This is a genomic window from Ktedonobacter sp. SOSP1-52 (assembly GCF_016587395.1).
The window spans coordinates 891496-911843 of the sequence record NZ_BNJH01000006.1; the positions used below are offsets into that span (position 1 = coordinate 891496).

At 54.2% G+C, this 20348-nt stretch carries 20 protein-coding genes and 5 pseudogenes; 14 read left to right on the forward strand and 11 right to left on the reverse strand.

Going from position 1 to position 20348, the window contains the following annotated elements; genetic code table 11:
* Positions 1 to 10 precede the first annotated feature (10 nt).
* The 3 genes from JMJ16_RS49220 (at position 11) to JMJ16_RS49230 (ending at position 2183) form a co-directional block, all read left to right on the forward strand.
* Positions 11 to 799 carry an alpha/beta fold hydrolase gene (locus tag JMJ16_RS49220; protein ID WP_201393562.1) on the forward strand — a complete coding sequence of 263 codons (789 nt, stop codon included), beginning with the start codon at positions 11 to 13 and terminating at the stop codon, positions 797 to 799.
* Positions 800 to 867: 68 nt separating this feature from the next.
* Positions 868 to 1440, forward strand: a complete 573-nt coding sequence (locus JMJ16_RS49225; protein WP_201393564.1) for a dihydrofolate reductase family protein — start codon at positions 868 to 870, stop codon at positions 1438 to 1440.
* A gap of 68 nt (positions 1441 to 1508) precedes the next feature.
* Positions 1509 to 2183 carry a DUF998 domain-containing protein gene (locus JMJ16_RS49230; protein ID WP_201393566.1) on the forward strand — a complete coding sequence of 225 codons (675 nt, stop codon included), beginning with the start codon at positions 1509 to 1511 and terminating at the stop codon, positions 2181 to 2183.
* A 324-nt stretch (positions 2184 to 2507) separates the two neighbouring features.
* Here the strand turns inward: JMJ16_RS49230 and JMJ16_RS55435 are convergent.
* The 4 genes and pseudogenes from JMJ16_RS55435 to JMJ16_RS49245 all read right to left on the reverse strand — a co-directional run.
* Positions 2508 to 2681: pseudogene (locus JMJ16_RS55435) on the reverse strand (IS6 family transposase); the annotation flags it as partial.
* 9 nt (positions 2682 to 2690) lie between these two features.
* The gene (locus JMJ16_RS49235) at positions 2691 to 3893 is read right to left on the reverse strand and encodes an ISAs1 family transposase (RefSeq protein WP_236601193.1); all 1203 of its coding nucleotides are present in this window, start codon (positions 3891 to 3893) and stop codon (positions 2691 to 2693) included.
* 42 nt (positions 3894 to 3935) lie between these two features.
* Positions 3936 to 4643, reverse strand: coding sequence for an IS6 family transposase (locus JMJ16_RS49240; protein WP_201393568.1), 708 nt, complete (start codon positions 4641 to 4643; stop codon positions 3936 to 3938).
* Between the two features lie 492 nt (positions 4644 to 5135).
* Positions 5136 to 6293, reverse strand: coding sequence for a zinc-binding alcohol dehydrogenase family protein (locus JMJ16_RS49245; RefSeq protein WP_201393570.1), 1158 nt, complete (start codon positions 6291 to 6293; stop codon positions 5136 to 5138).
* Positions 6294 to 6439: 146 nt separating this feature from the next.
* On the opposite strand from JMJ16_RS49245, the gene JMJ16_RS49250 reads away from it, so the two are divergent.
* Positions 6440 to 7303, forward strand: a complete 864-nt coding sequence (locus JMJ16_RS49250; RefSeq protein WP_201393572.1) for a helix-turn-helix transcriptional regulator — start codon at positions 6440 to 6442, stop codon at positions 7301 to 7303.
* Between the two features lie 232 nt (positions 7304 to 7535).
* Here the strand turns inward: JMJ16_RS49250 and JMJ16_RS49255 are convergent, their stop codons facing one another.
* Positions 7536 to 7697 carry a hypothetical protein gene (locus tag JMJ16_RS49255; RefSeq protein WP_201393574.1) on the reverse strand — a complete coding sequence of 54 codons (162 nt, stop codon included), beginning with the start codon at positions 7695 to 7697 and terminating at the stop codon, positions 7536 to 7538.
* Between the two features lie 495 nt (positions 7698 to 8192).
* On the opposite strand from JMJ16_RS49255, the pseudogene JMJ16_RS49260 reads away from it, so the two are divergent.
* A pseudogene (locus JMJ16_RS49260) lies at positions 8193 to 9013 on the forward strand (IS6 family transposase).
* 188 nt (positions 9014 to 9201) lie between these two features.
* Here JMJ16_RS49260 and JMJ16_RS49265 read toward each other — a convergent pair.
* Positions 9202 to 9816, reverse strand: a complete 615-nt coding sequence (locus JMJ16_RS49265) for a TetR/AcrR family transcriptional regulator (RefSeq protein ID WP_201393576.1) — start codon at positions 9814 to 9816, stop codon at positions 9202 to 9204.
* Positions 9817 to 10165: 349 nt separating this feature from the next.
* Between JMJ16_RS49265 and JMJ16_RS49270 the strand changes: the two genes are divergently transcribed.
* The 4 genes from JMJ16_RS49270 (at position 10166) to JMJ16_RS49280 (ending at position 12868) form a co-directional block, all read left to right on the forward strand.
* Positions 10166 to 11113 (forward strand): LLM class F420-dependent oxidoreductase, encoded by a 948-nt coding sequence (locus JMJ16_RS49270; RefSeq protein WP_201393579.1) that lies wholly within the window; start codon positions 10166 to 10168, stop codon positions 11111 to 11113.
* A 186-nt stretch (positions 11114 to 11299) separates the two neighbouring features.
* Entirely contained in the window at positions 11300 to 11479 is a 180-nt protein-coding gene (locus JMJ16_RS55440) for a hypothetical protein (RefSeq protein WP_236602077.1), read from the forward strand.
* A 30-nt stretch (positions 11480 to 11509) separates the two neighbouring features.
* Positions 11510 to 11839 (forward strand): dihydrofolate reductase family protein, encoded by a 330-nt coding sequence (locus JMJ16_RS55445; RefSeq protein ID WP_236602090.1) that lies wholly within the window; start codon positions 11510 to 11512, stop codon positions 11837 to 11839.
* Between the two features lie 201 nt (positions 11840 to 12040).
* Positions 12041 to 12868: an SMP-30/gluconolactonase/LRE family protein gene (locus tag JMJ16_RS49280; RefSeq protein ID WP_201393581.1), complete on the forward strand. Its 828-nt coding sequence runs from the start codon at positions 12041 to 12043 to the stop codon at positions 12866 to 12868.
* A 253-nt stretch (positions 12869 to 13121) separates the two neighbouring features.
* Here JMJ16_RS49280 and JMJ16_RS49285 read toward each other — a convergent pair whose 3' ends face one another.
* Complete coding sequence (locus tag JMJ16_RS49285) at positions 13122 to 13568, reverse strand: integrase core domain-containing protein (protein WP_201393583.1); 447 nt, start codon at positions 13566 to 13568, stop codon at positions 13122 to 13124.
* 80 nt (positions 13569 to 13648) lie between these two features.
* Here JMJ16_RS49285 and JMJ16_RS49290 point away from each other — a divergent pair, with 80 nt between their 5' ends.
* The gene (locus tag JMJ16_RS49290; protein ID WP_201393585.1) at positions 13649 to 14365 is read left to right on the forward strand and encodes an IS6 family transposase; all 717 of its coding nucleotides are present in this window, start codon (positions 13649 to 13651) and stop codon (positions 14363 to 14365) included.
* 97 nt (positions 14366 to 14462) lie between these two features.
* On the opposite strand, the pseudogene JMJ16_RS49295 reads toward JMJ16_RS49290, so the two are convergent.
* Positions 14463 to 15048: pseudogene (locus tag JMJ16_RS49295) on the reverse strand (IS6 family transposase); the annotation flags it as partial.
* Positions 15049 to 15286: 238 nt separating this feature from the next.
* The gene (locus tag JMJ16_RS49300) at positions 15287 to 16027 is read right to left on the reverse strand and encodes a hypothetical protein (RefSeq protein ID WP_201393587.1); all 741 of its coding nucleotides are present in this window, start codon (positions 16025 to 16027) and stop codon (positions 15287 to 15289) included.
* Positions 16028 to 16174: 147 nt separating this feature from the next.
* On the opposite strand from JMJ16_RS49300, the gene JMJ16_RS49305 reads away from it, so the two are divergent.
* The 4 genes and pseudogenes from JMJ16_RS49305 (at position 16175) to JMJ16_RS57690 (ending at position 18677) form a co-directional block, all read left to right on the forward strand.
* Positions 16175 to 16885: an IS6 family transposase gene (locus tag JMJ16_RS49305; protein WP_201393589.1), complete on the forward strand. Its 711-nt coding sequence runs from the start codon at positions 16175 to 16177 to the stop codon at positions 16883 to 16885.
* 63 nt (positions 16886 to 16948) lie between these two features.
* Positions 16949 to 17529: pseudogene (locus tag JMJ16_RS55450) on the forward strand (ISNCY family transposase); the annotation flags it as partial.
* 103 nt (positions 17530 to 17632) lie between these two features.
* Positions 17633 to 18070 (forward strand): transposase DNA-binding-containing protein, encoded by a 438-nt coding sequence (locus tag JMJ16_RS57685; RefSeq protein ID WP_236601395.1) that lies wholly within the window; start codon positions 17633 to 17635, stop codon positions 18068 to 18070.
* 88 nt (positions 18071 to 18158) lie between these two features.
* On the forward strand, positions 18159 to 18677 hold the full coding sequence (locus JMJ16_RS57690) for a transposase (RefSeq protein ID WP_374229186.1): 519 nt from the start codon (positions 18159 to 18161) through the stop codon (positions 18675 to 18677).
* 387 nt (positions 18678 to 19064) lie between these two features.
* On the opposite strand, the pseudogene JMJ16_RS57695 reads toward JMJ16_RS57690, so the two are convergent.
* A pseudogene (locus JMJ16_RS57695) lies at positions 19065 to 20171 on the reverse strand (recombinase family protein); the annotation flags it as partial.
* Positions 20110 to 20322: a hypothetical protein gene (locus JMJ16_RS49325; RefSeq protein WP_201377708.1), complete on the reverse strand. Its 213-nt coding sequence runs from the start codon at positions 20320 to 20322 to the stop codon at positions 20110 to 20112. The pseudogene JMJ16_RS57695 and the gene JMJ16_RS49325, both read right to left, overlap by 62 nt.
* Positions 20323 to 20348: the final 26 nt, after the last annotated feature.

Here is a 20348-nt window from a genome sequence, read left to right on the forward strand (position 1 = left end):
GAGAAATTCTATGAACCAGGTCATTTCTAAAGACGGGACAGTCATTGCATTCGACAGATCAGGCAAGGGGCCAGCGGTCATCCTGGTGGGAGGAGCCTTTCAATATCGAGCCATTGATCCTCAGACAGCACAATTAGCAGCTCTTTTGGCACCGCATTTCACGGTGTTTCACTATGATCGTCGGGGACGAGGAGACAGCCTCGACACACAGCCCTATACAGTTGAGCGTGAGGTCGAAGATCTCGATGCCCTCATCCAGGAAGCGGGTGGGACTGCTGCCATCTTCGGGATGTCCTCAGGCGCGGCCCTGGTCACCCTTGCGGCTGCTCGCGGTCTCGCCATGACGAAATTGGCCTTCTACGAGCCACCATTCAACGCTGGGGATGATCGCGCCCGCCAGGCGTCGGAGAACTACACCAGAGAGCTGACGGCTTTGCTTACCGAGGGACGTCGAGGGGATGCCGTCGCGCTCGCCATGACCACGTTTGGAGCGCCGGCTGAAGCGGTTGCTGGGATGCGCCAAATGCCCATGTGGTCCCTCTTCGAGTCAGTGGCACCCACGCTTGCCTATGATGCTGCCATCATGGGAGATGGCTCTGTCCCCGCAGAACGGTTGGCATCCATCACGGTCCCCACGTTGGTCATAGACGGGGGAGCTTCTCCCGCTTTCATGCACAACACAGCTCAGGCGGTGGCACACGCCATCCCCAACGCGAAGCTTTGTACGCTGGAAGGTCAGACGCATGATGTGGCCCCGCAAGCTCTTGCTCCCGTGCTGGTGGAGTTCTTTCAGGCTTGAGGCAACGTTCAAGCTCTAAAGCCAGGTTACGTTCACCACTCATCATACGGTCACAAAAAGGAGAAGTCATGAGCAAAGCTATTGTCCTCATGCATGTTTCGCTTGACGGTTTTACCACCACAACAGACGGAGGTTTGGAATGGACGTTTCGGGGAATGAATGAAGATGTTGCCACTGCTGCCCACGCACTCCTGAGCGACGTGGACGTGGCTCTCTATGGTCGCCAAACCTATCAGGGAATGTATGCGCACTGGCCCACCGTGCCTGCCAACCCGGAAAGCAGACCAGATCAAATCGCACATGCTCACTGGGTCGAACAGATCTCCAAAGTCGTGTTTTCCACCACCCTCTCACACGTGGACTGGAACAACTCCAGGCTCGTGAAGGATCAGCTTGCCGAGGAGATCAACGCGCTCAAACGCCAACCCGGCCAAAACTTGATGACCTTTGGCAGCCCCAGGCTAGTCCATTCGTTGATGCATCTTGGCCTGATTGATGAATATCAGCTTTTCTTGCATCCCGTCGTCGTGGGCGATGGAGTGCCCTTGTTCAAGGATATCAACAAGGTGAAGAATCTCAACCTGGTCGAATCAAAGATTTTCGACAATGGGGTCGTTCATCTCTGTTACCGGCCCGCATAAAGCCACGCACGACGTGCAGCCCTCTCATCCATGCGGGACTACACGTTCAACGCATGAAGGAGAAAGGTATGCAAAAAACCATTTTACAAAACGCCAAACTGGCCAATTCAGCCACGCAACTGACAAAAATGCTTCTGGTCTGCGGCGTGGTCGCAGGCCCTCTCTTCACCGTCGTGGGCTTGATCCAGGCATTCACCCGTCCCGGCTTTGACATCACCCGCCACGCTCTCAGCCTGCTCGAAAACGGAGATCTGGGCTGGATTGAGATCACCGCCTTCCTGCTCTCCGGTCTGCTGTTCATCGCAGGCGCGATTGGAATGCGGCAGGTCATGCGTGGCAGCCGGGGTGGGACATGGGGACCCATCTTGATAGGGGCTGTCGGAGCGGGTCTGATCGGTGCCGGGTGCTTCACGGCTGATCCAGGTCTTGGATTCCCTCCTGGAACACCAGTCTCCGGTATGAGCTGGCATGGTCTTCTCCACCTGATTATCAGCTCGCTGTCGTTCCTCGCGTTGGTTGCCGGATGTTTCGTCTTTGCCCGTCGCTTTCTCGCCCAACGCCAGCCTGGATGGGTGACCTACACCCTGGTTTCCGGCGTGATCGCCTTCGTTGCATTTGCCGTGCTTGCGTCCGGGCAGCTCTGGATGACGAGCACCTTTGTATTCGCGATGCTCAACGCCTATGTCTGGTGCTCGGTGATGGCGGCGAAGCTACTGACCGAGCAGCCCCATGTCTCAGCCTGAAGCAGCTGATAATGCGAGAATCTTGTCGCTCGCCCAGAGAGAGATGCACAGCCTCATCTGGGCAGGCGACACGAAGCCCATCCGTGTATCGCAGAAAACCGAACGTTTTTGAGTCAATTGGTGACCTTTAAAATGAAATGATACGCTCTCTTTCAAGATAAAAATACATGTAGTGTTCTACAAGCTCATATGGCTGTCCTGGAAAGCAATCCTTGCCAGAGGCCGACCCAGGACATGATAGAGGTGAAACTCCGGAAGCGTCAGAACTGAGAACAGGAGAAGCAACAAAATTGTGGGACGACGTCTCGTCCTCTCTCCTTGGGCTTAGGCTCTCAGAATGAGAGCCTTCAAGCTGTTCAGTCGTTGACAAAACAGAGCGCGTTGTTGGGCAAGAGGCACTAATTGGTTCATTGTCGTGCGGAAGCGGAAGAACTGCCGTAACTCATCAAAAGCGCGACAAAATCGGGCTGCCGAGGCTACGTTTCCGAAACCTCGCATCAGGGTTTCTCAAAAGTCCTGAAACAACCAGGAAAGGGCCTCCTCAGGATGAAAAGAGAAACGACGCAATTGCTTGGCAACCGTAGAAACCCGATGGAGCTGCATGAAGGACAGAACCACCGTATTAAGCACAGCTAGCATTTCCATCACGGGGACACAACGAACTCGGCACCGATCTTCTCCTAAGAGCGCATCCCGCCGCCAGTGAAGATGATTTTCCACTCTCCAGTGTGCCCGAATGTAGCGGAGAAGACGTTCTGGCAGACAGTGGCGCGGAGAAAGCGTCGTCAATCCATACCAGACTTCACAACAGTGCTTTCCCTTGATCGTTCGCTCGCGTTGCAAACGAAACACTTGCCCAATCTCCCCCCAATCTGGAAAGAACAAGCCATTGAGATCAGGGCTAGTGAGGATTGAGCGACGTTCGAGACGACCGTGGCCCTTTTCAAGTTGGCTAAACGATTGCCACGTCCGTCGATCTGCGTATGGATCTTCAAAAAACAGTTCGAGATCGGCGAAAGCATTGGGCGTATTGTCCTTGATGATAAGAATGACCTCGCCACCAGCCCGCTTGATGAGGCGTGGAAATTCATGATAGCTTTGCGCTGCATCAGCAGTGATCACTCGCCCTTTGCACAACACTTCGGTCAGAAACGGTTTGAGAGCTCCGACCTCATTGGTCTTGGTGCCAATCGGAATTTGTTGGAGGACGACACCAGTTTCTGCTTCATAAATATGCAAGAGGTGTTGTTGCGGATGCTCTCCTCCATAGGCCTGCTCTCCCGTACTTTTCAGTGTTTTGCCATCAATGGCCAGGTGGGCGTGCCGGTCGTCTCGTTCTTCTCCCGGTCGTTGGGCCATCTGGCGTACAAACCAGGCGGCCAGATGGGCATTGACCTGTTGACTGTCTAAACGTTCCAGGGCATAGCTGTAGGTGTTAGCACAGGGCATGTGCTTCCACCCCAGCCCCACACTGCTGCAGATCGCTGCCTCCTGATCTTTTGCCCATTCACTGACCGCCAGGATACTGCTCATTCCCGCCAGTTTTGCCCAGACCAGCACCAGCAGTATTCCTGCAAGGTCATAGCGCTTCCCTCGTGCTTTTCTTCCATCTGTGAGCTGTTGGCAGACCAGATACAAGGATGGGACTTGCCTCGATGAGAAGACCCCTTCCGTTTGGCTTTCTTTCAACAATGCTGTATAGTCCATCATGAGTCGCTCCTTGAATGCTTTGGGTTTTTGAGTCCCTGCATTCTACTGGATTGACTCTTCCTTTTCACCTCTCACCGGACTTTTGAGAAACCCTGAACCTCGCATCGGGTAGTAGCGTTGTTTGATCCCACGATGATCTTGTTCCAGTCGGTTGTTGAGATAGGGATTGCAACGATGGTGAACCTGGCTACCAAGTGTCTCACGAATCGCGCGCGGATAGGAATCATGTCCATCGGTCGTCACCTGCTCTGGTCTGTGTCCAACTGTCTCGACTGCCTGCCTGAAAAAGCACTTGGCGGCCTCCATATTCCGTTTCTCGCTCAACATACAGTCAACCAGATTGCCATCACGGTCGATAGCACGATACAAATACCACCACTTCCCATGCACCTTGATGTACGTTTCATCGACAAACCAGGATCGACCTGCTTGCCCACGTCGTTTGGCTCGCAGTTGGTCTGCTAACAACGGCGCAAACCGGGTTTCCCAGTCTCGGACCGCCTCATGGGTGAAGACCCAACCTCGCTCGAGAAACATTTCAGCGAGATCCCGCAGACTCAGTGTATAGCGCAACCGCCAGAGGATGACAAGCAGGACAAGATCGGTCGGATATTCCAGAAAGTTGAAAGGCGTGTTAGTGCGTTCGTTGAAGGTATGGTGGCATCCTCGACAACGGAACATCCGATAGCCAAGTGTGGTTTTCTTGTTCTGTTCTGTGGAGGTCGCTGACATGCAGTATGGGCAGTTCATAGGATACTCCTCATCCAAACGTTCCTGTGCTGATCAGTCTATCACGCCTTGTGGAACTCTGCTTGAGGTCCTGTTCTCAGTTCTGACGCATCCGTGATGAGACCAGAAGACCGCTTTGCGTGCTGGGTCCTCAAACGTACATGCGGGCGGTGGCTGAACGAAGCGCTTCCTGAATCTGGTGGTGGGTGGCCTCGTTATGGTAGCGCGGTCTAGCAGTTTGTCGGAGAGAAACAAGAGTGTGATTTGCCACTGACCCAGTCCTTATGGGAAAAGACATGATCCCAAAAAGCGTGTAAACAAGTTATAGTTACTATTAGTAGAGCAAAAGATTTTTAAAGGCTTTGCGCGAATTTAGTGTGCTTTTGGCCTGCTCACCCTGATCGATCCTCGATCACAACCCTGGATACATTGGTTTTTCGAGCGGATTTACACGAATATGTGATCAAGAATCGATCAGGACAGTTTGAACACAACAAATTCCGAAGATTCCTTTTAAAGGCTGGATGGTTTGAGCACCGTGAGTTGGAAAGCGCCTCCGTGGTCGTGGGCATGTTGAACGGCTTGACTGACTTGTTCAAGCGAAAATGTGGAGACGGAGAATGGTTCAAGGGCGAGCAGGCCACTGTGAATCAACTCAACGAGCAGCGAGGGCGCATGCCTTGGACACATCCATTGGCCGCGAATTACCAGGTTGTTGCGCATCACGTAGTTATAAGGGATATCCAGATTGGCTTGCACGCCCCCCATCAAGACAGCTGTTCCTCCAGGGCGCACAGCCATAATGCCACGGCGGGTTGGTGCGGAATCATGGATGGGTCCCAGGATATCCAGCAGGCAATCGATAGGACCTTCAGCCGCTTCCATAAAGCGTTTGCGGTTCATCGCTTCATCTTCAGATAAAGAATAGGCCGAATACGTGATGGAAGAACCTTCAGTACCTTCTCTCAAGCGATTACTACCAGTCGTTTCATCTGCAGAAAGTAGCACAGGACGGACGCGCGAACCGAATTGGCGTACGAGTGTGTTAAGAGCTTGCTCATTGCGCCCAAGTGCAACGACACGAGCCGCGCCCATAGCCACAGCGATAGCTACTGCAGCACTGCCAAAGTGACCGGTGGCGCCATTCACCATAACAACCTGTCCAGGCTGGAGGCCTGCAGCTAAGAATCCACTGTAAGGAACCAGCAGTGTATTCAGCCAGGTAAGCTTAGCGGGATCAATGGAACGCACATGGTTGAGAGAAAAAGCATTCTCAAGGGGCAAAAGCATTTTTTCGGCAAACGAACCATTCCTGAAGTGTGCCTGGAGTTTCTGTGGCCCCTCGCCAGAAGCGACCCACCCCTGCAACATAATATCCGGGGAAAGCGCATCATCGCGTGACCGCACGGTGGGATCGCAGAAAACGAGCTGGCCGGGTTTGAGTCGAGTAGCGTCGGGACCGATTTTTTCTACGAGACCGACAGCGCCACAGCCGGGAGCGAGTGGCAGCAATAAGGGATAGTGCCTTTGTCCGGTAAAGACTTCCTGTGCATAGGCCAGGACTGGAGCAGCCAGTACGCGAACAAGGACTTCGCCTGCACCCGGCACCGGTTCAGGAATATCTTCAATGGTAAGAGGTTGACCGATGGTTTTGAGAATTGCGGCTTTCATAGAACATGTCCTTTCTGGATTTGCAAACTTGACATTGCTGCCCTTATGCGAGCATGCTAATTCTGGTAGTAGCATGCCACAGGTCCTGAGGCGCTACCAGAGCGTACTGATACTGGTATTGCTACCACCAGGGAAGGGAGCGCAAGATGACAAAGAACAACGAGCAACGTGGAGAACTGGCAACCTTCTTACGCACGCGCAGGGCCAGGCTGTCACCAACAGACGTGGGATTGCCACGCACGGCACGCCGCAAGACGGTGGGATTGAGACGAGAAGAAGTAGCACAACTTGCCGGTGTCGGGGTCACCTGGTATACCTGGCTGGAACAGGGGAGAGAGATCAACGTCTCCGTCCAGGTCCTCGATAGTCTGGCACAAACCTTACGGCTTTCTGCGGAGGAGAAAGCACATCTGTTTCTTCTGGCAGGTCAAGTACCACTTCAGCATCCTGCACCTCAGCAGGAACAGGTCAGTCCTTTCTTGCAGAAGTTGCTTGAGCACCAGAGAAGTAGCCCAGCCTATATTATGGGCCGGAGATGGGATGTGCTGGCCTGGAATCGTGCGGCGTGCCAGGTTATCACAAATTTTGCAGCACTGCCAGTAGAGGAGCGCAACATCATGCGTTTCATCTTCACCTATGAGGAATCTCGCCATCGTTTCGTGGATTGGGAAGCAATGGCGCAACGGATTCTGGCACAGTTCCGCGCGAGTAGCAGCCACTATCGCGATGATGAACAGTTGGGTGCACTGATTACGGATCTGCAGCATTGCAGTCCCGAATTTGCGTGCTGGTGGCCGCGTCATGAGGTGCAAGGGAGACAAGCTGGACAGAAGAAACTTCTTCATCCTCAAGCAGGTTTGCTTGAACTCGACCATAGTACTTTTCAGATCGATGGCTCTCCAGGGTTGAAAATGGTGATCTATCTTCCAGCAAATGAGGAAACTGCCAAGAAACTCGAGCTGCTATATAAACAGGAAACAATTGCAGGAGGAGTGGCACACTTAGGGTGATTACAGTGGCGGTCCACAACCATCACGGTAATCGCGTTTGTTGCTGTTGCTCAGGTTTGGTCCCATAGCTTGTCTGATTGGACACATTTCTACACCAGTGAGTTCGAGAAGCCAGAAAAAGCCCTTGAGACCGTCTTTCCTGGGACAACTATGCATCAGTAAGGCTGAAGAAGGCATTGCGAAGCCAGATAAACCAGAGATGGGTCGGAAAGCAAAGGCAGATGGTGTGTGGTCAGGGGAAGCGTTCCTGTGCGCCGGCGCAGGCGGCAATACATTCGGCAAGATGGATGACCTTGTCGCGGTCCGTCGCGGGATAGGACTGCGGAGAGTGTTTCTCCTCGGAATGGATGAGCATGAAGAGATAGTAGTAGCCATAGGCTTGCGAGTGATACACGCCCAGCTTGCCCTTGAGACCCTCCCACTCTTTCAGAGGAAGTAAGGATGTGTCGCCTAAGATGAGCTGAGCAGCCTACAAGGGGGGCATGCTGTGTGTTCCTCCTTTGTTCTTTTTTTCTCTCTCTCTTGTACCTGACCACGCTGCCGCATCAGCTTGGGCGTGTTCCCGGCCGAGGGGATGTCTTTTGCGCGGCTTGGTCTGTAGAAAGCATGCGATATCGCATAGATTATCGCGGAAACTATGTGTCAGGGGAGACGCAAGGCTCCTCTTTTTCCTGGAAAGGGTGATCCATCGGGACGCGTGGGTGAGCCAAGTGGGGTGAAAGGGCGTAGAGGGGAGAGTGCGGTCATAGACTGGGCTGGAGATCGGGAAAGGGTGGGTTCCCCACGCGTAGGAGGAGGGTTCTGTCAGAACTCAAACTCCATTTGGCACAGAAGTCTTATTTCTGGTATGCTGATCTCATCATTCTGATGGAACGAGGCGCGTTGACTTATGAATTGCCCCTATTGTGCAGGAGCGACAACCCAGAAACGAGCAAAGAAAACCAAACTCGATTACATGACGTTCTTTTGCCCAGAATGTCGATGTGCGTTCAATGAACGAACGGGCACTCCTTTTAACTATCTCGAATTTCCTACAGATGTTGTTCTGCTTGCGGTCTTATGGCGCCTACGGTACAAGCTGAGTTTGCGTGATGTGACTGAGATGTTTTTAGAACGCGGCTTCTCGTTCACGCATGAAGCTATCCGAGACTGGGAAGCGCGGTTTGCATCATTCATAGCGGAGCAGCTACGAACCAAGCGGCGGGGCAAGCAGGAGCATCCTGGTATGTGGATGAGACGTACATCAAAGTGCATGGGAAGTGGTGTTATTTGTATCGCGCTATCGACCATGAGGGCAATTTAGTGGATTCCATGTTGAGCGAGAAGCGGAATATGGAGGCAGCCAAGCGCTTTTTCAATCAGGCAGTTGCTGTGGTTGGCCATATTCCCGATCAGGTGACGACCGATGGTCATAGTTCCTATCCGCGAGCAATTCGCGAGACAATGGGCAGCGATGTACAGCATCGAACGAGTAAATACCTCAACAATCGGTTGGAGCAAGACCATCGTGGAATGAAACAACGCTACTATCCGATGCGTGGCTTTGGAAACTTCGCGTCCGCAGCTCGTTTCTGTTGTGCCTTTGACGAATTACGCAACTATTTTCGTCCGCGTTCCACTGTGGGGGAAACAATATCCCTTCCAGGGCAACGACAGTTATTCCGTGAAAGACTTGCTGCCCTACAACTCCTGATGAGGATGGCCTCATAACCCAATGGATTATGGATTGAGGACCCCTTACAACTCTTTCTCTCTGCTTTTGTGTTCTCAGTTCTGACAGAACCACTGGATTGATAACAGAGGATGGAACAGGAGGGAGGCCCTTCCTAGGAGTTCAGCCCTGTGCTCCTTTTCACGCGAGCCGCCGAGAATGGCCTCGTAGCATCTGGCGACGTTGTTCAACCGAGGAGAGGTTCAAGGTACCGATACAACGCGGTTTTCAGTTCCTGCACGAGCAGCCTTTGTTTCGCCTCCTCTTCCTGCAGGATTAGCAGGAGAGTCGCCTTGAAGAACTGGACACTCATCGTGGCGCTCAGGCCGCGTTGTGTCAGAGAGAGGGTTGGGGCACGCCTCTGCAAGCCGATCTCAAAGCGGGATTGCAACTCTTGCGGCAACGCATGCGTGAGACTTGTCACGCGCGAAGAGACAGGAGTATTTAAGAGGATATGGAACGCTGGATGGGCAAAATGAAACGCGAGGAGGGTATCAATGACTTGATCCAGCCAGAGAGAGAAAGGAAGCGCTGCCGCCTCGACGGAAAAAACAGAATTATAGGCTTGTTGGAGTTCCTCCGTATATCTGCTCGCCAGGGCCTGAGCAATTTCCTCTTTGTTGGAGAAGAATTGATAGAGGGAGCCAGGCGAGATGGCGGCCTGGGCAGCAATATGATTGGTCGTGGCTTCTTCATAGCCCATGTGCGCAAAGACCGTTTCAGCCGCATCAAGAATGGAAACCATGCGCTGTAATCCGCGTGCCCGTCGCTGTACTGGTTGGGCATCTTTCTGCTGATCCATAGGATCCTTTCCATCCTCCATTCCATAGAGAGCCAGATGGCGTATCTTCGCCAGAGCTCTTGACAACGCGAGTTTTTACTTGTACAATTGTTCGCAAGAGCGAGTTTTTACTTGCCTAAGTAATATACCATGGCTTGACGCATTTGTCCACCAGAGGCAGAGGTGATAGTAAGTAACTCATCACGACAAGACAGTATATCGTGGTGGTATAGAGCTACACATTACCCTTCATCTGGATGACGTGTCGTCTGTTGTACATCCCTTTGGAGAGAACGATGAATGTTGGTATCCTTGCGGGCTACATCGCTGGCAGAAACCTTTCTGCCAGCTGAGAAAGAGGTAAATAAGTATGTCTCTCAAGTATGGTGTCTTCCTTCCTACAGGCGTGACAATGGATCTGGCTGGTATCAAGGACCCCGTAGAAGCCTACGAAGCGCTGACCCAGGTGGCGCAGGTGGTTGATGAGTCTGGGTACGAGTCGGTCTGGGTGGCGGATCACTTTCATACCATGCCGCCATCGCAGGCAGCGCTTTTTGAGTGCTGGACTACAGCGGCAGCTCTGGCCCGCGATACGAAGCGGGTGCGCATCGGCCAAATGGTGACGGGGAATAGTTACCGCAACCCCGCCTTACAGGCCAAAATGGCTTCGACCCTTGATGTGCTCTCGCATGGGCGATACACCTTTGGCATCGGAGCAGGATACTACGAGCCAGAGTATCGGGCCTATGGCTACGAGTACCCGGATGCGAATGTCCGCTTGCACCAATTGCGTGAAGCGGTTCAGGTGCTTCTGGCGATGTGGACCCAGGAAGAGGCTACCTTCGAAGGGAACTATTACCAGGTTCACGGCGCGATCAATCAACCCAAAGGGGTGCAGCAACCACATATCCCCTTGCTGATCGCCGGAGATGGTGAGAAGGTCACGCTGAAGGTGGTGGCGCAGTACGCTGATGCCTGTAACGTGACGGGCGATCTTGCTACGCTTGAGCACAAGTTCGCGGTGCTCAAAGCGCATTGCGAGACGGTTGGACGAGATTACCAGAGCATTCATCGGACAGCGCTCACGCTCTGCGTCATTGCTGATACTGATGAGCAGGCCCGGACTCTGGTCCCAGAAGGGGCCAAGCTTGGTTTCCCTGGAGATGTCCTGTCCTATGGTCTCATTGGGAGTCCCGAGACCATCCGACGGCGTCTAGCCGCCTACGAGGCTACTGGCGTCCAGGAACTCGTGATCAGCTTTTTTGATGCGCCCCGACTGGATACTCTTCGTCGTTTCGCCAGAGAGTTCATCGTATGAACCAGGCGTGCCGGGATGTGATCGTGTAAATGACAACATTCGGTGTTGTCCTTTGGGTACTGCTCTCTGTCGTATTGTTGAATTACTCCGCTTGGAAAGCTCCCATTTGCGGCAGGAAACAGGGGAAAAAGGACGACACCGAATGATCTCATTTCCAGGCACATTCTTGTGAAAGGATACTATTTCATGCGGAAAATCATCGAATACACCCTTGTCTCAGCAGACGGCGTTTTTACAGGAGCAGGCATCTCAGCATTTTCCAATTACCGAGATGATGCTTATATGCAAGATGGATTAGAACAAGCGCTGATGTGTGACGCAATGTTGATGGGGCGAAACACATATGAAGGCTTTGCAAAGATTTAGCTTGCACGGACTGACCCTTGGGCGAAGAGGATCAATGCTCTCCGAAAGTATGTATTTTCGTCGACTCTAGAAAAAGCCGAATGGAACAATTCGACCATTATTCGGGGAGATGTCGTTGCTGAAGTAGCCAGGCTCAAACAGCAGGACGGGCAGGATCTTCTTATCTATGGTCACGGCCTTCTCGGAGAAACGTTACTGAAACATCATTTGCTGGATATACTCGGTCTTACCATCCACCCACTCATCATCGGGCAAGGGAAGCATATCCTACCGAAAAGCGACACCACCACATTGAAGCTTGTTACGGCAAAAAGCTTTCCGAAAGGTATTGTGAAGCTCACCTACGAACCACAATACTGAAAGACGCTTCGATCTGCGCATTCTCGTTATGGAGTCAGCGCGTCCATGAGCGTACCGTTTTCAGGTTTGGATGCGCTGACCCCTATGAGAGCAAGATGGGAGAAGTTTTTTTGATCGACTTCTTGTAGACTGTCTCTCCTTGCACGATACAAACAGGAGGATAGAGATCCTGTGAATCTTTTGAAGAAAAGGAGCCTTCACATGCCTGAACTGCAAACCTTGTTGACTGGCCTCGGATTCGGTGAATCGCCGCGTTGGCACGAGGACCGTCTGTGGTTTTCCAACTGGGGCACACAGGAGGTCATTGCCGTCGATCTGGAGGGCAAGAGCGAAGTCATGGCCCGTGTGCCGACCACCATTCCCTTTTGCATCGACTGGTTGCCCGATGGGCGTCTGCTCATCGTCTCAGGGCGCGAGGGACTGCTCCTGCGCCAGGAGTCCGACGGGGAACTGGTAACCCATGCCGACCTGCGCCACCAGGCTTCCACCTGGAACGAGATCGTCGTGGATGGTCGCGGCAACATCTACCTCAATGGTGGCAACTGGAATGCTCCGGGGATCATCGCCCTACTCACCCCTGATGGGTCGGTGCGCCAGGTGGCTGATCACCTCGCTTTCCCCAACGGGATGGCCGTGACACCAGATAACAAGACCCTGATCGTCGCCGAGTCCCATGGAAACCGTCTCACGGCCTTCGACATCGCTGGAGACGGCAGCCTGTCGAATCGGCGCGTCTGGGCTGCGATCGAAGGAGCTGCCCCTGATGGGATCTGTCTCGACGCGGAAGGGGTCGTGTGGTACGGCGATGTTCCCAACAAGTGTTGTGTGCGCGTCCGCGAAGGTGGTGAGGTGCTCCAAACGATCCAGCTGGATCGTGGCTGCTTCGCGTGTATGCTCGGCGGAGCAAACAAGCAAACGCTGTTCTTGCTGGCTGCCCAGTGGCGTGGTTTTGAACACATGGCAGACGAAGTACGAACCGGCCAGGTGCTGACCATCCGTACGCCAGCGCCAGGCGTCGGCTGGCCGTAGCACGCGAAGCAGCACGCACGCTGGATGGTTCTGGAGAAAAGAACGGCCTGGCCTTGGGAGCAGAGGGTGGGTGGACCTCTCGCTGGTTGAGGACAGAGCCGCCCGCCTCATGGGGGGACACACCATTTTCTTCCTAATCGAAGCTCTTTCGACGAATTTTTCTGGCATATGGCATACCTGTGGCTTCTCCATGCTCACCGTTGCTTTGTCGCAACAAGTAATGGTGAGTGTAAAGTCCTTGAAATCCTAGACATCAAAACAGGGTAATAGAAGGAACAGCGGGTAAACCGTGCTCCTGAGCGAATTGATCGGGTGAACGATACTCCAGGCTCTCATGAGGCCGGACGGTATTGTAGAACTGGACCCACTCCTGGGCTGCCCGCAGAAACTCTCCCAAGGTCTGATAGCGGCAGCGTTCAGCCACGGCGAGCTTGAACAGGCCGACGAAGCGTTCCGCATAGCCGTTGTCAGCCGGGGTAGCAGCCCGGCTCATCGAGATCTGGAAGCCTTTCTCCAGCAAGAGCTGGCGTGTGGCTTCTGCTCCAAACTGCTTGCCCTGATCGCTGTGGAAAATGAGGTCAGGCATGTCAAAGGCCAGGGTTTGCAACGCAGCAGTTACTAACTCGGCACGCATGTGATACTCGAAGGCCAGGCCCAGAATGTGCCGGGTCCGCTTCCAGAGCGTGAAGCAGCCTCGCACTTTTGTCCTATCCGCTAGTTTAACCTCAAAAGGTATTGTCAACTTAGCAATAGAACTGAACAATATGCTAGAATGGCTGTATGAAAACAAACACCCCTGCTCCCGCTTACAAAGGTTACCGCTTCCCGCCCGAAATTATCAGTCACGCTGTGTGGGTGTATTTCCGTTTCTCGCTCAGTTTTCGTGATGTCGAAGAGCTTTTGGCGCAACGCGGGATCGTTGTGAGCTATGAAACAGTCCGGCAATGGTGTTTGACGTTTGGGCAGACCTACGCGAATGCACTGCGTCGTCGTCGCCCTCGCTGTGGCGACAAGTGGCATATGGACGAAGTTTTCCTCACCATCAGGGGCAAGAAGCATTACCTCTGGCGAGCGATAGATCAGGATGGCAACGTGCTGGATATCCTCGTGCAGAGCCGACGCAACAAAAAGGCGGCTAAGCGATTCTTCCGCAAGCTGCTCAAGGGGCTACTCTCTGTTCCACGCGTGATCATCACCGATAAACTCAAGAGCTATGGAGCAGCCAAACGCGAGATCTTGCCAAGCGTGGAGCATCGGCAGCACAAAGGACTGAACAATCGAGCAGAGAACTCCCACCAACCCACGAGACTGCGCGAAAAGAAGATGCGGCGCTTCAAATCAGCCAAACACGCCCAACGCTTCCTCTCTGCCTTTGGCCCCATCGCTGGACATTTTCAACCGCGACGACACCGTCTGGGGGCCGGAAAATACCGCGCTCTTTTACAGGACCGATTTCAGACTTGGAATGAACTGACTGGAGCAACGCGAGTCGCATAACCATAGGTATCCCCCACCTCTTCCATGACCCATCAGCATCCTTCTTCGCTATAACTCAGCAATATTCTTCATTTTTCTGGTTAAGTTGACAATACCAAAGAAAGCGTTGCGCGTGTTTGGCTGATTTGAAGCGCCGCATGTTCTTCTCTCGTCGTCGCGTCGGTTGATGGGAGTTTTCCGCTCGATTGGCAGAAGCCTTTGTGTTGCCGATGCTCCACGCCAGGCAGGATCTCGCGTTTGGCTGCTCCATAGCTCTTCAATGTATCGGGAATGATCACGCGCGGGACGTAGTGCAACCCTTTGAGGAGCTTGCGAAAGAACGTTTTGGCCGCCTGCTTGTTGCCTCGGCTCTGCACCAGGATGTCCAGCACGTTGCCGTACTGATCAACAGCTCTCCACACATAATGGGTTTTGCCATTGATTTTCAGGTACACCTCGTCCATATGCCATGTGTCTCCCGTTTTCGGACGGCGACGGCGCAGTGCGTTGGCGTAGGTCTGCCCAAACTTCAAGCGCCACTGCCGCACGGTTTCAAAGCTCACGACGATGCCGCGCTGTTCCAGAAGCTCTTCCACATCGCGAAAACTGAGGGAGAAGCGGAAAGAGAGCCACACAGCGTGACTGATGATTTCAGGTGGGAAGCGAAAGCCTTTGTCGCTTGGAGCAGGGGTGTTTGTTTTCATGCAGCTCTTCTCGCACATTGTTCAGCTACTTTCCCAAGTTGACAATACCTTATCCCGTGCTGGTTGCCTACCAAGAGTCCCTGGCTCAACCGCATTGAGCCCAAATGGGTTCATGGCAAACGCGCCACTGTTGAACCGGCTCGGCTGCTGATGGCAAGCGAGCTCAAGCAGCGCGTCTGCGATTCCTTTGCGTGCGAGTTGCTTGAATTGCTTCTACAGCAGGTCTCTTGACCCAATGCTAGCTCCCGACAGCTATGATGCTCTGCCAGGAAGCGCCAGACCAACTCACCTCCAGGGAGTAACAACCAGCAGTGGAGAAAACGGGGAAGAGCCCCCATTCCGACCAGCCGGGACCTGATGAGCCATGTGGAATGTCTGGTACGCCGGGTACGGAGCCGACATCCCCTGTATCTGTGAGCGGGTTCAGGATCAGCGTCTGAGTGGCTGCTCTGGGGGGAGTCTGGCCATCGGTCCACCAGGCCAGTGTTTTCGTCTGTCTATCTCGCAGGCGCAACGTGACCGGCAGAGAAGTGTTTGGACCGACTTCAACGACCCATTTCGTCATTGGCCATCTCTGATCAGGGCCAAACTGGCTCAGGTGGAGAACATTCTGATAGAAGCCGTCATAGATCCAGAACGCTCCACCCCCGACTAAACGCACATTGGTATTGGAGCCCAGGCTGTCGAGGTGCTGCTGCTGCGGTGGGGGCTTGGTGGTGCAATCCTGGGGAGGCGGAGCCAGAGGTGTCGTCACCGGCGCGAGGCTCGTGATTATTGTTGAGGTTAGCTGTGGAATGCTCGCGGGTGCGGTGGCAGTGATGTGTGGACTTCCCGATGCCTCCGTTGAAGTGGCGTTTGGAATGCCCGTGTTGGGGGAAGAGCAACTTATGAACAGCAGTGCGATCAGCAAGCAAGCCCAACATGTTGAAAAGAGGGACGAGAGTCCAGCGAGATGAGGATATGGACGTCGGAAACACATCTATTTCTCCTTCTTTCTTTGGTCAAAGCAAGGCTTTCTTACCCAGATTACCAGCTTTTCCTGAAAGAGATCTGAACGTTTGGCTGTGTTGCAAAAAGAAAGCTGATCTGTCAGAATGGTGGGAAAAAGAACACAAGAGCGTCTACCATGGCAGAACAGCAGCCCTTCAAATGGCGTCACTTTGAGGCGGAGATTATTTTGCTTTGCGTCCGCTGGTATTTACGATACGCGTTAAGCTATCGGGATCTGGAGGAGATGATGCGGGAGCGGGGTCTCCAGGTGGACCACACCACGATCTATCGGTGGGTGCAGCGCTACGCTCCCGAACTGGAGAAGCGCTGTCGGCCTCATCTCAAATCCAGCAATGATTCCTGGCGGGTAGATGAGACGTATGTGAAGGTCAAAGGTATTTGGATGTACCTGTACCGCGCGGTGGATTCTCAGGGAAAGACGCTGGAGTTCCATCTGAGTGTTACCCGCGATGCACCAGCCGCCAAGAGCTTTTTCGCGAAAGCGCTCGGAGCCTCCTATACGGTAACTCCCCGCGTCATCACCGTTGACAAAAACGCGGCCTCTCCCAAAGCCTTCAACGAATTGAAAGCAGCGGGGACCCTTGCAGGTCCTTGTGAACTGCGGCAGAGCAAGTATCTCAACAACCTGATTGAACAAGATCACCGGTTCATCAAACGGCTGGTGAAACCGGGATTGGGCTTCTTTTCTTTTGAAACGGCATGGTATACCTTACAGGGATACGAGAGTATGCATATGATTCGCAAGGGACAGATGCATGGGGTGGAAAAAGGGAACATTCCTGGACAGATTTCCTTCATTGCCAGCCTGTTTGGACTGGTTGCCTAAGCGCAACAAGAAATGAGACTTCACGCCCATTGTCTTCCCTCGTAAATCTTTGCAACACAGCCCAAAGGAGAAGCCAAAGAGGCCGAGCAAAAGCAGTTGTACCAAAAATTGAGAAAGACGACAGAGCAGATGGTGCGGCAGACCACTCGCGTGGTCAAGGCGCTCAGTCAGCAGAGCGAGTCTGAGTCCAAGCGGCTTGTGCAGCAGGCCCAACACATGCTGCCCCTGGTGGAGCGCGTCATGGCGCAAACGCGCAGCCGGGTGCTCGAAGGCAAGAAGGCGCCCTCAGAGCAGAAGGTACTCAGTCTCTTTGAGCCGCACACGCGAGCCATCCCTCGCCACAAAGGAGGAGCACTGGTCGAGTTCAGGTCGACATGTCATCCTTGACGCGCGTGGAGGGAGGGATTGTGACCGGCTATGAGATCTTGGAGCATCCTCATGAGCATGGGCAGGCGATCGAGGCGGTAGCGCATCATCAGCAGGTCTTGGGCCATCCCCCTCATCTGGTGGCAGGCGATCGGGGAGTGCATTCGGCCCAGACGTCGAGCACGTTGCAGGCAGCAGGGGTCAAGCTGGTGGCGATCCCGGCAGCCGGCAAAGTGTCTGAGGAACGCCAGGTGCTGGAGCACACCCCCGCTTGGAAGCCTGATTCTTACCCACATTTAGGAAGTGATAGAATCAAGAATGAAGACGCAAGAAGTATGAGACGCCAAGAGTTGGGCCGAGCACACCTTTGGGAACGTCCAATTGCACGATAGCCGCCGAACGAGACGCACCATCCAGGCAGCCAGCAACCTGGCGGAGAACCCTCTGGGTTCGCTGCCTGCTCAAATGCACGACTGGAAAGGGGCAAAAGCCTTGTATCGTTTGCTCAACGAGCCAGACGTGACCTTTGCTGCCTTGATGCAGCCGCATGTTCAACAGACGAGGGAACAAGCTGCATCCTCTGCAGTGATGTTGCTGGTACAAGATACCACCGATATCGATCTGTCGCATCGCCACAAGATCAGTGGGACAGGGCAAATTGGCAATGAACGTGGGCGTGGTTTCGCGCGTGCAAACAGTGCTTGCTGTGCGTCCCCCTACCAAGGAAGTGCTTGGCTGTATGGCTCAAGAACCCTTTGTGCGCATTGCAGCACCCAAAGGGGAACAACGCCATCAACGGCTCAAACGCAAAGAGCGTGAAACCGATGTCTGGATGCGCCAGGTAGGTGCCATTGGGAAGCCTAAGCCAGGAAGCACTTGGGTCCATGTTGGGGATCGAGGCGCGGATATGTTCCCGTTTTTCCTCGCATGCCAAGCGAACCAGACGCACTTTCTGGTGCGAGCGGCTCAGAATCGGCGCACGGAAGCGGACGAGGAAGAGATCACGTATTCTCTGGATCGCGCCCGCGCCTTTCCAAGTCAGCAGAGCCGTCCGCTGGAGGTGCCAGCTCGGCATGGACACAAAGCGCGTTCGACCCAGGTTCAGCTTGCCTTCGGACACATGACCCTCTTGCCCCCACGCCATGAGCCGCAAGCGAGCAACGAACCCTTGACCGTCTGGGTCATCCGCGTCTGGGAAGAACTGGCTCCGGAAGGTGAAAAACCGTTGGAATGGATCTTGTTGACCTCGGTTCCCACCATGACGCTCGAACAAGCACGGGAGCGTGTGGACTGGTATCGGCAACGCTGGCTGGTCGAAATAGTCCAATCGCAAATGACAAAAACGAAGCTGTTCAGAACGTGGGGAAGTGGGGATCACATAGCGGATCTCCACTTCCTCGTCGGTGACTACCACACGGTCAATTAACAACTCAACCAATTGTCGCTTCTGCTCAAAGGTGGCCTGAGCCAACCCTTGCTGGACACGCAGGCAAAAAGCCTCAATGGATTGGACCATGGCAGCGAGTTCGTCGTGGCGTCCCACGCTGGCCTCTAACTGACGCACCTGTTCAGCAACCCCTTGCAACCGTTGCTCCAGTTCCTGGTGGCGTCGCTTGTACTCATCCAAGGAGAGGACATTGGCCAGATAGGCGTCAGTCAGCCGCTCCTTCTGGTGTTCCAGACTCACCCGTGCTTTGCGCAGATTCTCCCGCCGCGCATGCAGTTCTTGAGGAAGCCATTGTCCACCCTGTGCCCGCTGGAGAGCCGCCGCAATCAGTTCTGGGTGCATGAGCAGTTCGCAGACGTCGTGCCACACCAGCTCCTCGAGTTGCTCTGCCGGAATGTAGCGGGAGGGGCATTTCTCATCACGGCAAGAGAGGACGGCATGGCTCTTGCCCCGGCACGTGTAGTAGGCATAGCCATGTCTGGCATCAGAACGCCCGGTGCAAGCCAGATGACACGTCCCGCAACTCACGAGGGCACGCAACAGATACGGATGGGTTGTGTTGTTGCGGCTGGCAAACTGCTGGTTGTGGGCTAATTTGGCTTGCACCAAATCAAATTGCTCTTGACTCACGACGGCAGGGATCTGGGCAACCGCCACCCACTCCTGGGGGTTGGCGAGGGGGTGACCCCCAAAGCCGTGGCCGATGGGAACCAAAGCCGATTGCCGATGCTGCGCTGCCCTGCTCTGATAGCGTCCGATGTAGACGGTGCCAGTGTAGGACGGGTTGGCCAGAATCCCACGTACCGTTGCCTGGTTCCAGCGCCAACCTCCACTGGGAGTAGGAACCTGCTGCTGGATGAGGTGTTTGGTCAGTCCGATCAGGCTTTGCTCCTCTTGCTGATAGGTGACGAACAGCTCTGCGACAACGGCCGCTTCGGGCGGTTCTATCCGCACCCCTGCTGGATCGCGCGGACGGCTGGGATCGAGCCGATAACCGTAGGGTGGATGAGTCCAGGGCAGCAGACAGCCTGCTTGGTACTTCTGTTGGCGCCCTCGCCGCATCCGTTCGGCGATCAAACTTCGTTCGTATTCCGCCACCGCTCCACGGATCTGCAAGAGGAGTTGATCATGGGGGTCCTGACTCATGGGCCGATCGACAAAGGTGACCTGGCACCCTCCTCGTTCCAACTCTTCAATCAAAAGGACTTGATGGACGTAGTTGCGGGCTAACCGATCCGGAGCTGTAATGACCACCTGATCGAACTGGGCAAGCCGCACTTGATCTCGCAACCGATCCAGTCCTGGTCGCCGCAGACTGGCCCCACTGTAGCCATCATCGCGAAAAATGTGATCGTCGCACCAGGGCCAACCATCCGTTTGGCTATGACGACGAAGTTGTTCTAATTGTTGTTCAATGGTCTGTGCTTGTGCCTGCCGTTGCGTAGACACGCGGACATACATCGCCACTTTCATCACCGTGCTCCTGCTGAGGCGCTTCCTGCAAACGGTCCTGCGAAGCCGCGAGACTCCATCGGACCAGATTCTGATATGCTTGATCCCACCTCCGCTGTGCGTCGGCTGTTGGGATGGTCTGACGCCGGATGCTCCACTGACGTGCCTTCATACCTACCCTCCTGAGATTCACTTTCC

Bases quoted from the DNA above. Each gene is read 5' to 3' on its own strand.
- JMJ16_RS49290 (WP_201393585.1), top strand. From the start codon at position 13,649: ATGAAAACAAACACCCCTGCTCCCGCTTACAAAGGTTACCGCTTCCCG.
- JMJ16_RS49230 (WP_201393566.1), top strand. From the start codon at position 1,509: ATGCAAAAAACCATTTTACAAAACGCCAAACTGGCCAATTCAGCCACG.
- JMJ16_RS49245 (WP_201393570.1), bottom strand. From the start codon at position 6,293: ATGAAAGCCGCAATTCTCAAAACCATCGGTCAACCTCTTACCATTGAA.
- JMJ16_RS49300 (WP_201393587.1), bottom strand. From the start codon at position 16,027: ATGTGTTTCCGACGTCCATATCCTCATCTCGCTGGACTCTCGTCCCTC.
- JMJ16_RS49270 (WP_201393579.1), top strand. From the start codon at position 10,166: ATGTCTCTCAAGTATGGTGTCTTCCTTCCTACAGGCGTGACAATGGAT.
- JMJ16_RS49325 (WP_201377708.1), bottom strand. From the start codon at position 20,322: ATGAAGGCACGTCAGTGGAGCATCCGGCGTCAGACCATCCCAACAGCC.
- JMJ16_RS49280 (WP_201393581.1), top strand. From the start codon at position 12,041: ATGCCTGAACTGCAAACCTTGTTGACTGGCCTCGGATTCGGTGAATCG.
- JMJ16_RS49225 (WP_201393564.1), top strand. From the start codon at position 868: ATGAGCAAAGCTATTGTCCTCATGCATGTTTCGCTTGACGGTTTTACC.
- JMJ16_RS57690 (WP_374229186.1), top strand. From the start codon at position 18,159: ATGTTCCCGTTTTTCCTCGCATGCCAAGCGAACCAGACGCACTTTCTG.
- JMJ16_RS49305 (WP_201393589.1), top strand. From the start codon at position 16,175: ATGGCAGAACAGCAGCCCTTCAAATGGCGTCACTTTGAGGCGGAGATT.
- JMJ16_RS55440 (WP_236602077.1), top strand. From the start codon at position 11,300: ATGCGGAAAATCATCGAATACACCCTTGTCTCAGCAGACGGCGTTTTT.
- JMJ16_RS49250 (WP_201393572.1), top strand. From the start codon at position 6,440: ATGACAAAGAACAACGAGCAACGTGGAGAACTGGCAACCTTCTTACGC.
- JMJ16_RS49220 (WP_201393562.1), top strand. From the start codon at position 11: ATGAACCAGGTCATTTCTAAAGACGGGACAGTCATTGCATTCGACAGA.
- JMJ16_RS49240 (WP_201393568.1), bottom strand. From the start codon at position 4,643: ATGAACTGCCCATACTGCATGTCAGCGACCTCCACAGAACAGAACAAG.
- JMJ16_RS49235 (WP_236601193.1), bottom strand. From the start codon at position 3,893: ATGATGGACTATACAGCATTGTTGAAAGAAAGCCAAACGGAAGGGGTC.
- JMJ16_RS49265 (WP_201393576.1), bottom strand. From the start codon at position 9,816: ATGGATCAGCAGAAAGATGCCCAACCAGTACAGCGACGGGCACGCGGA.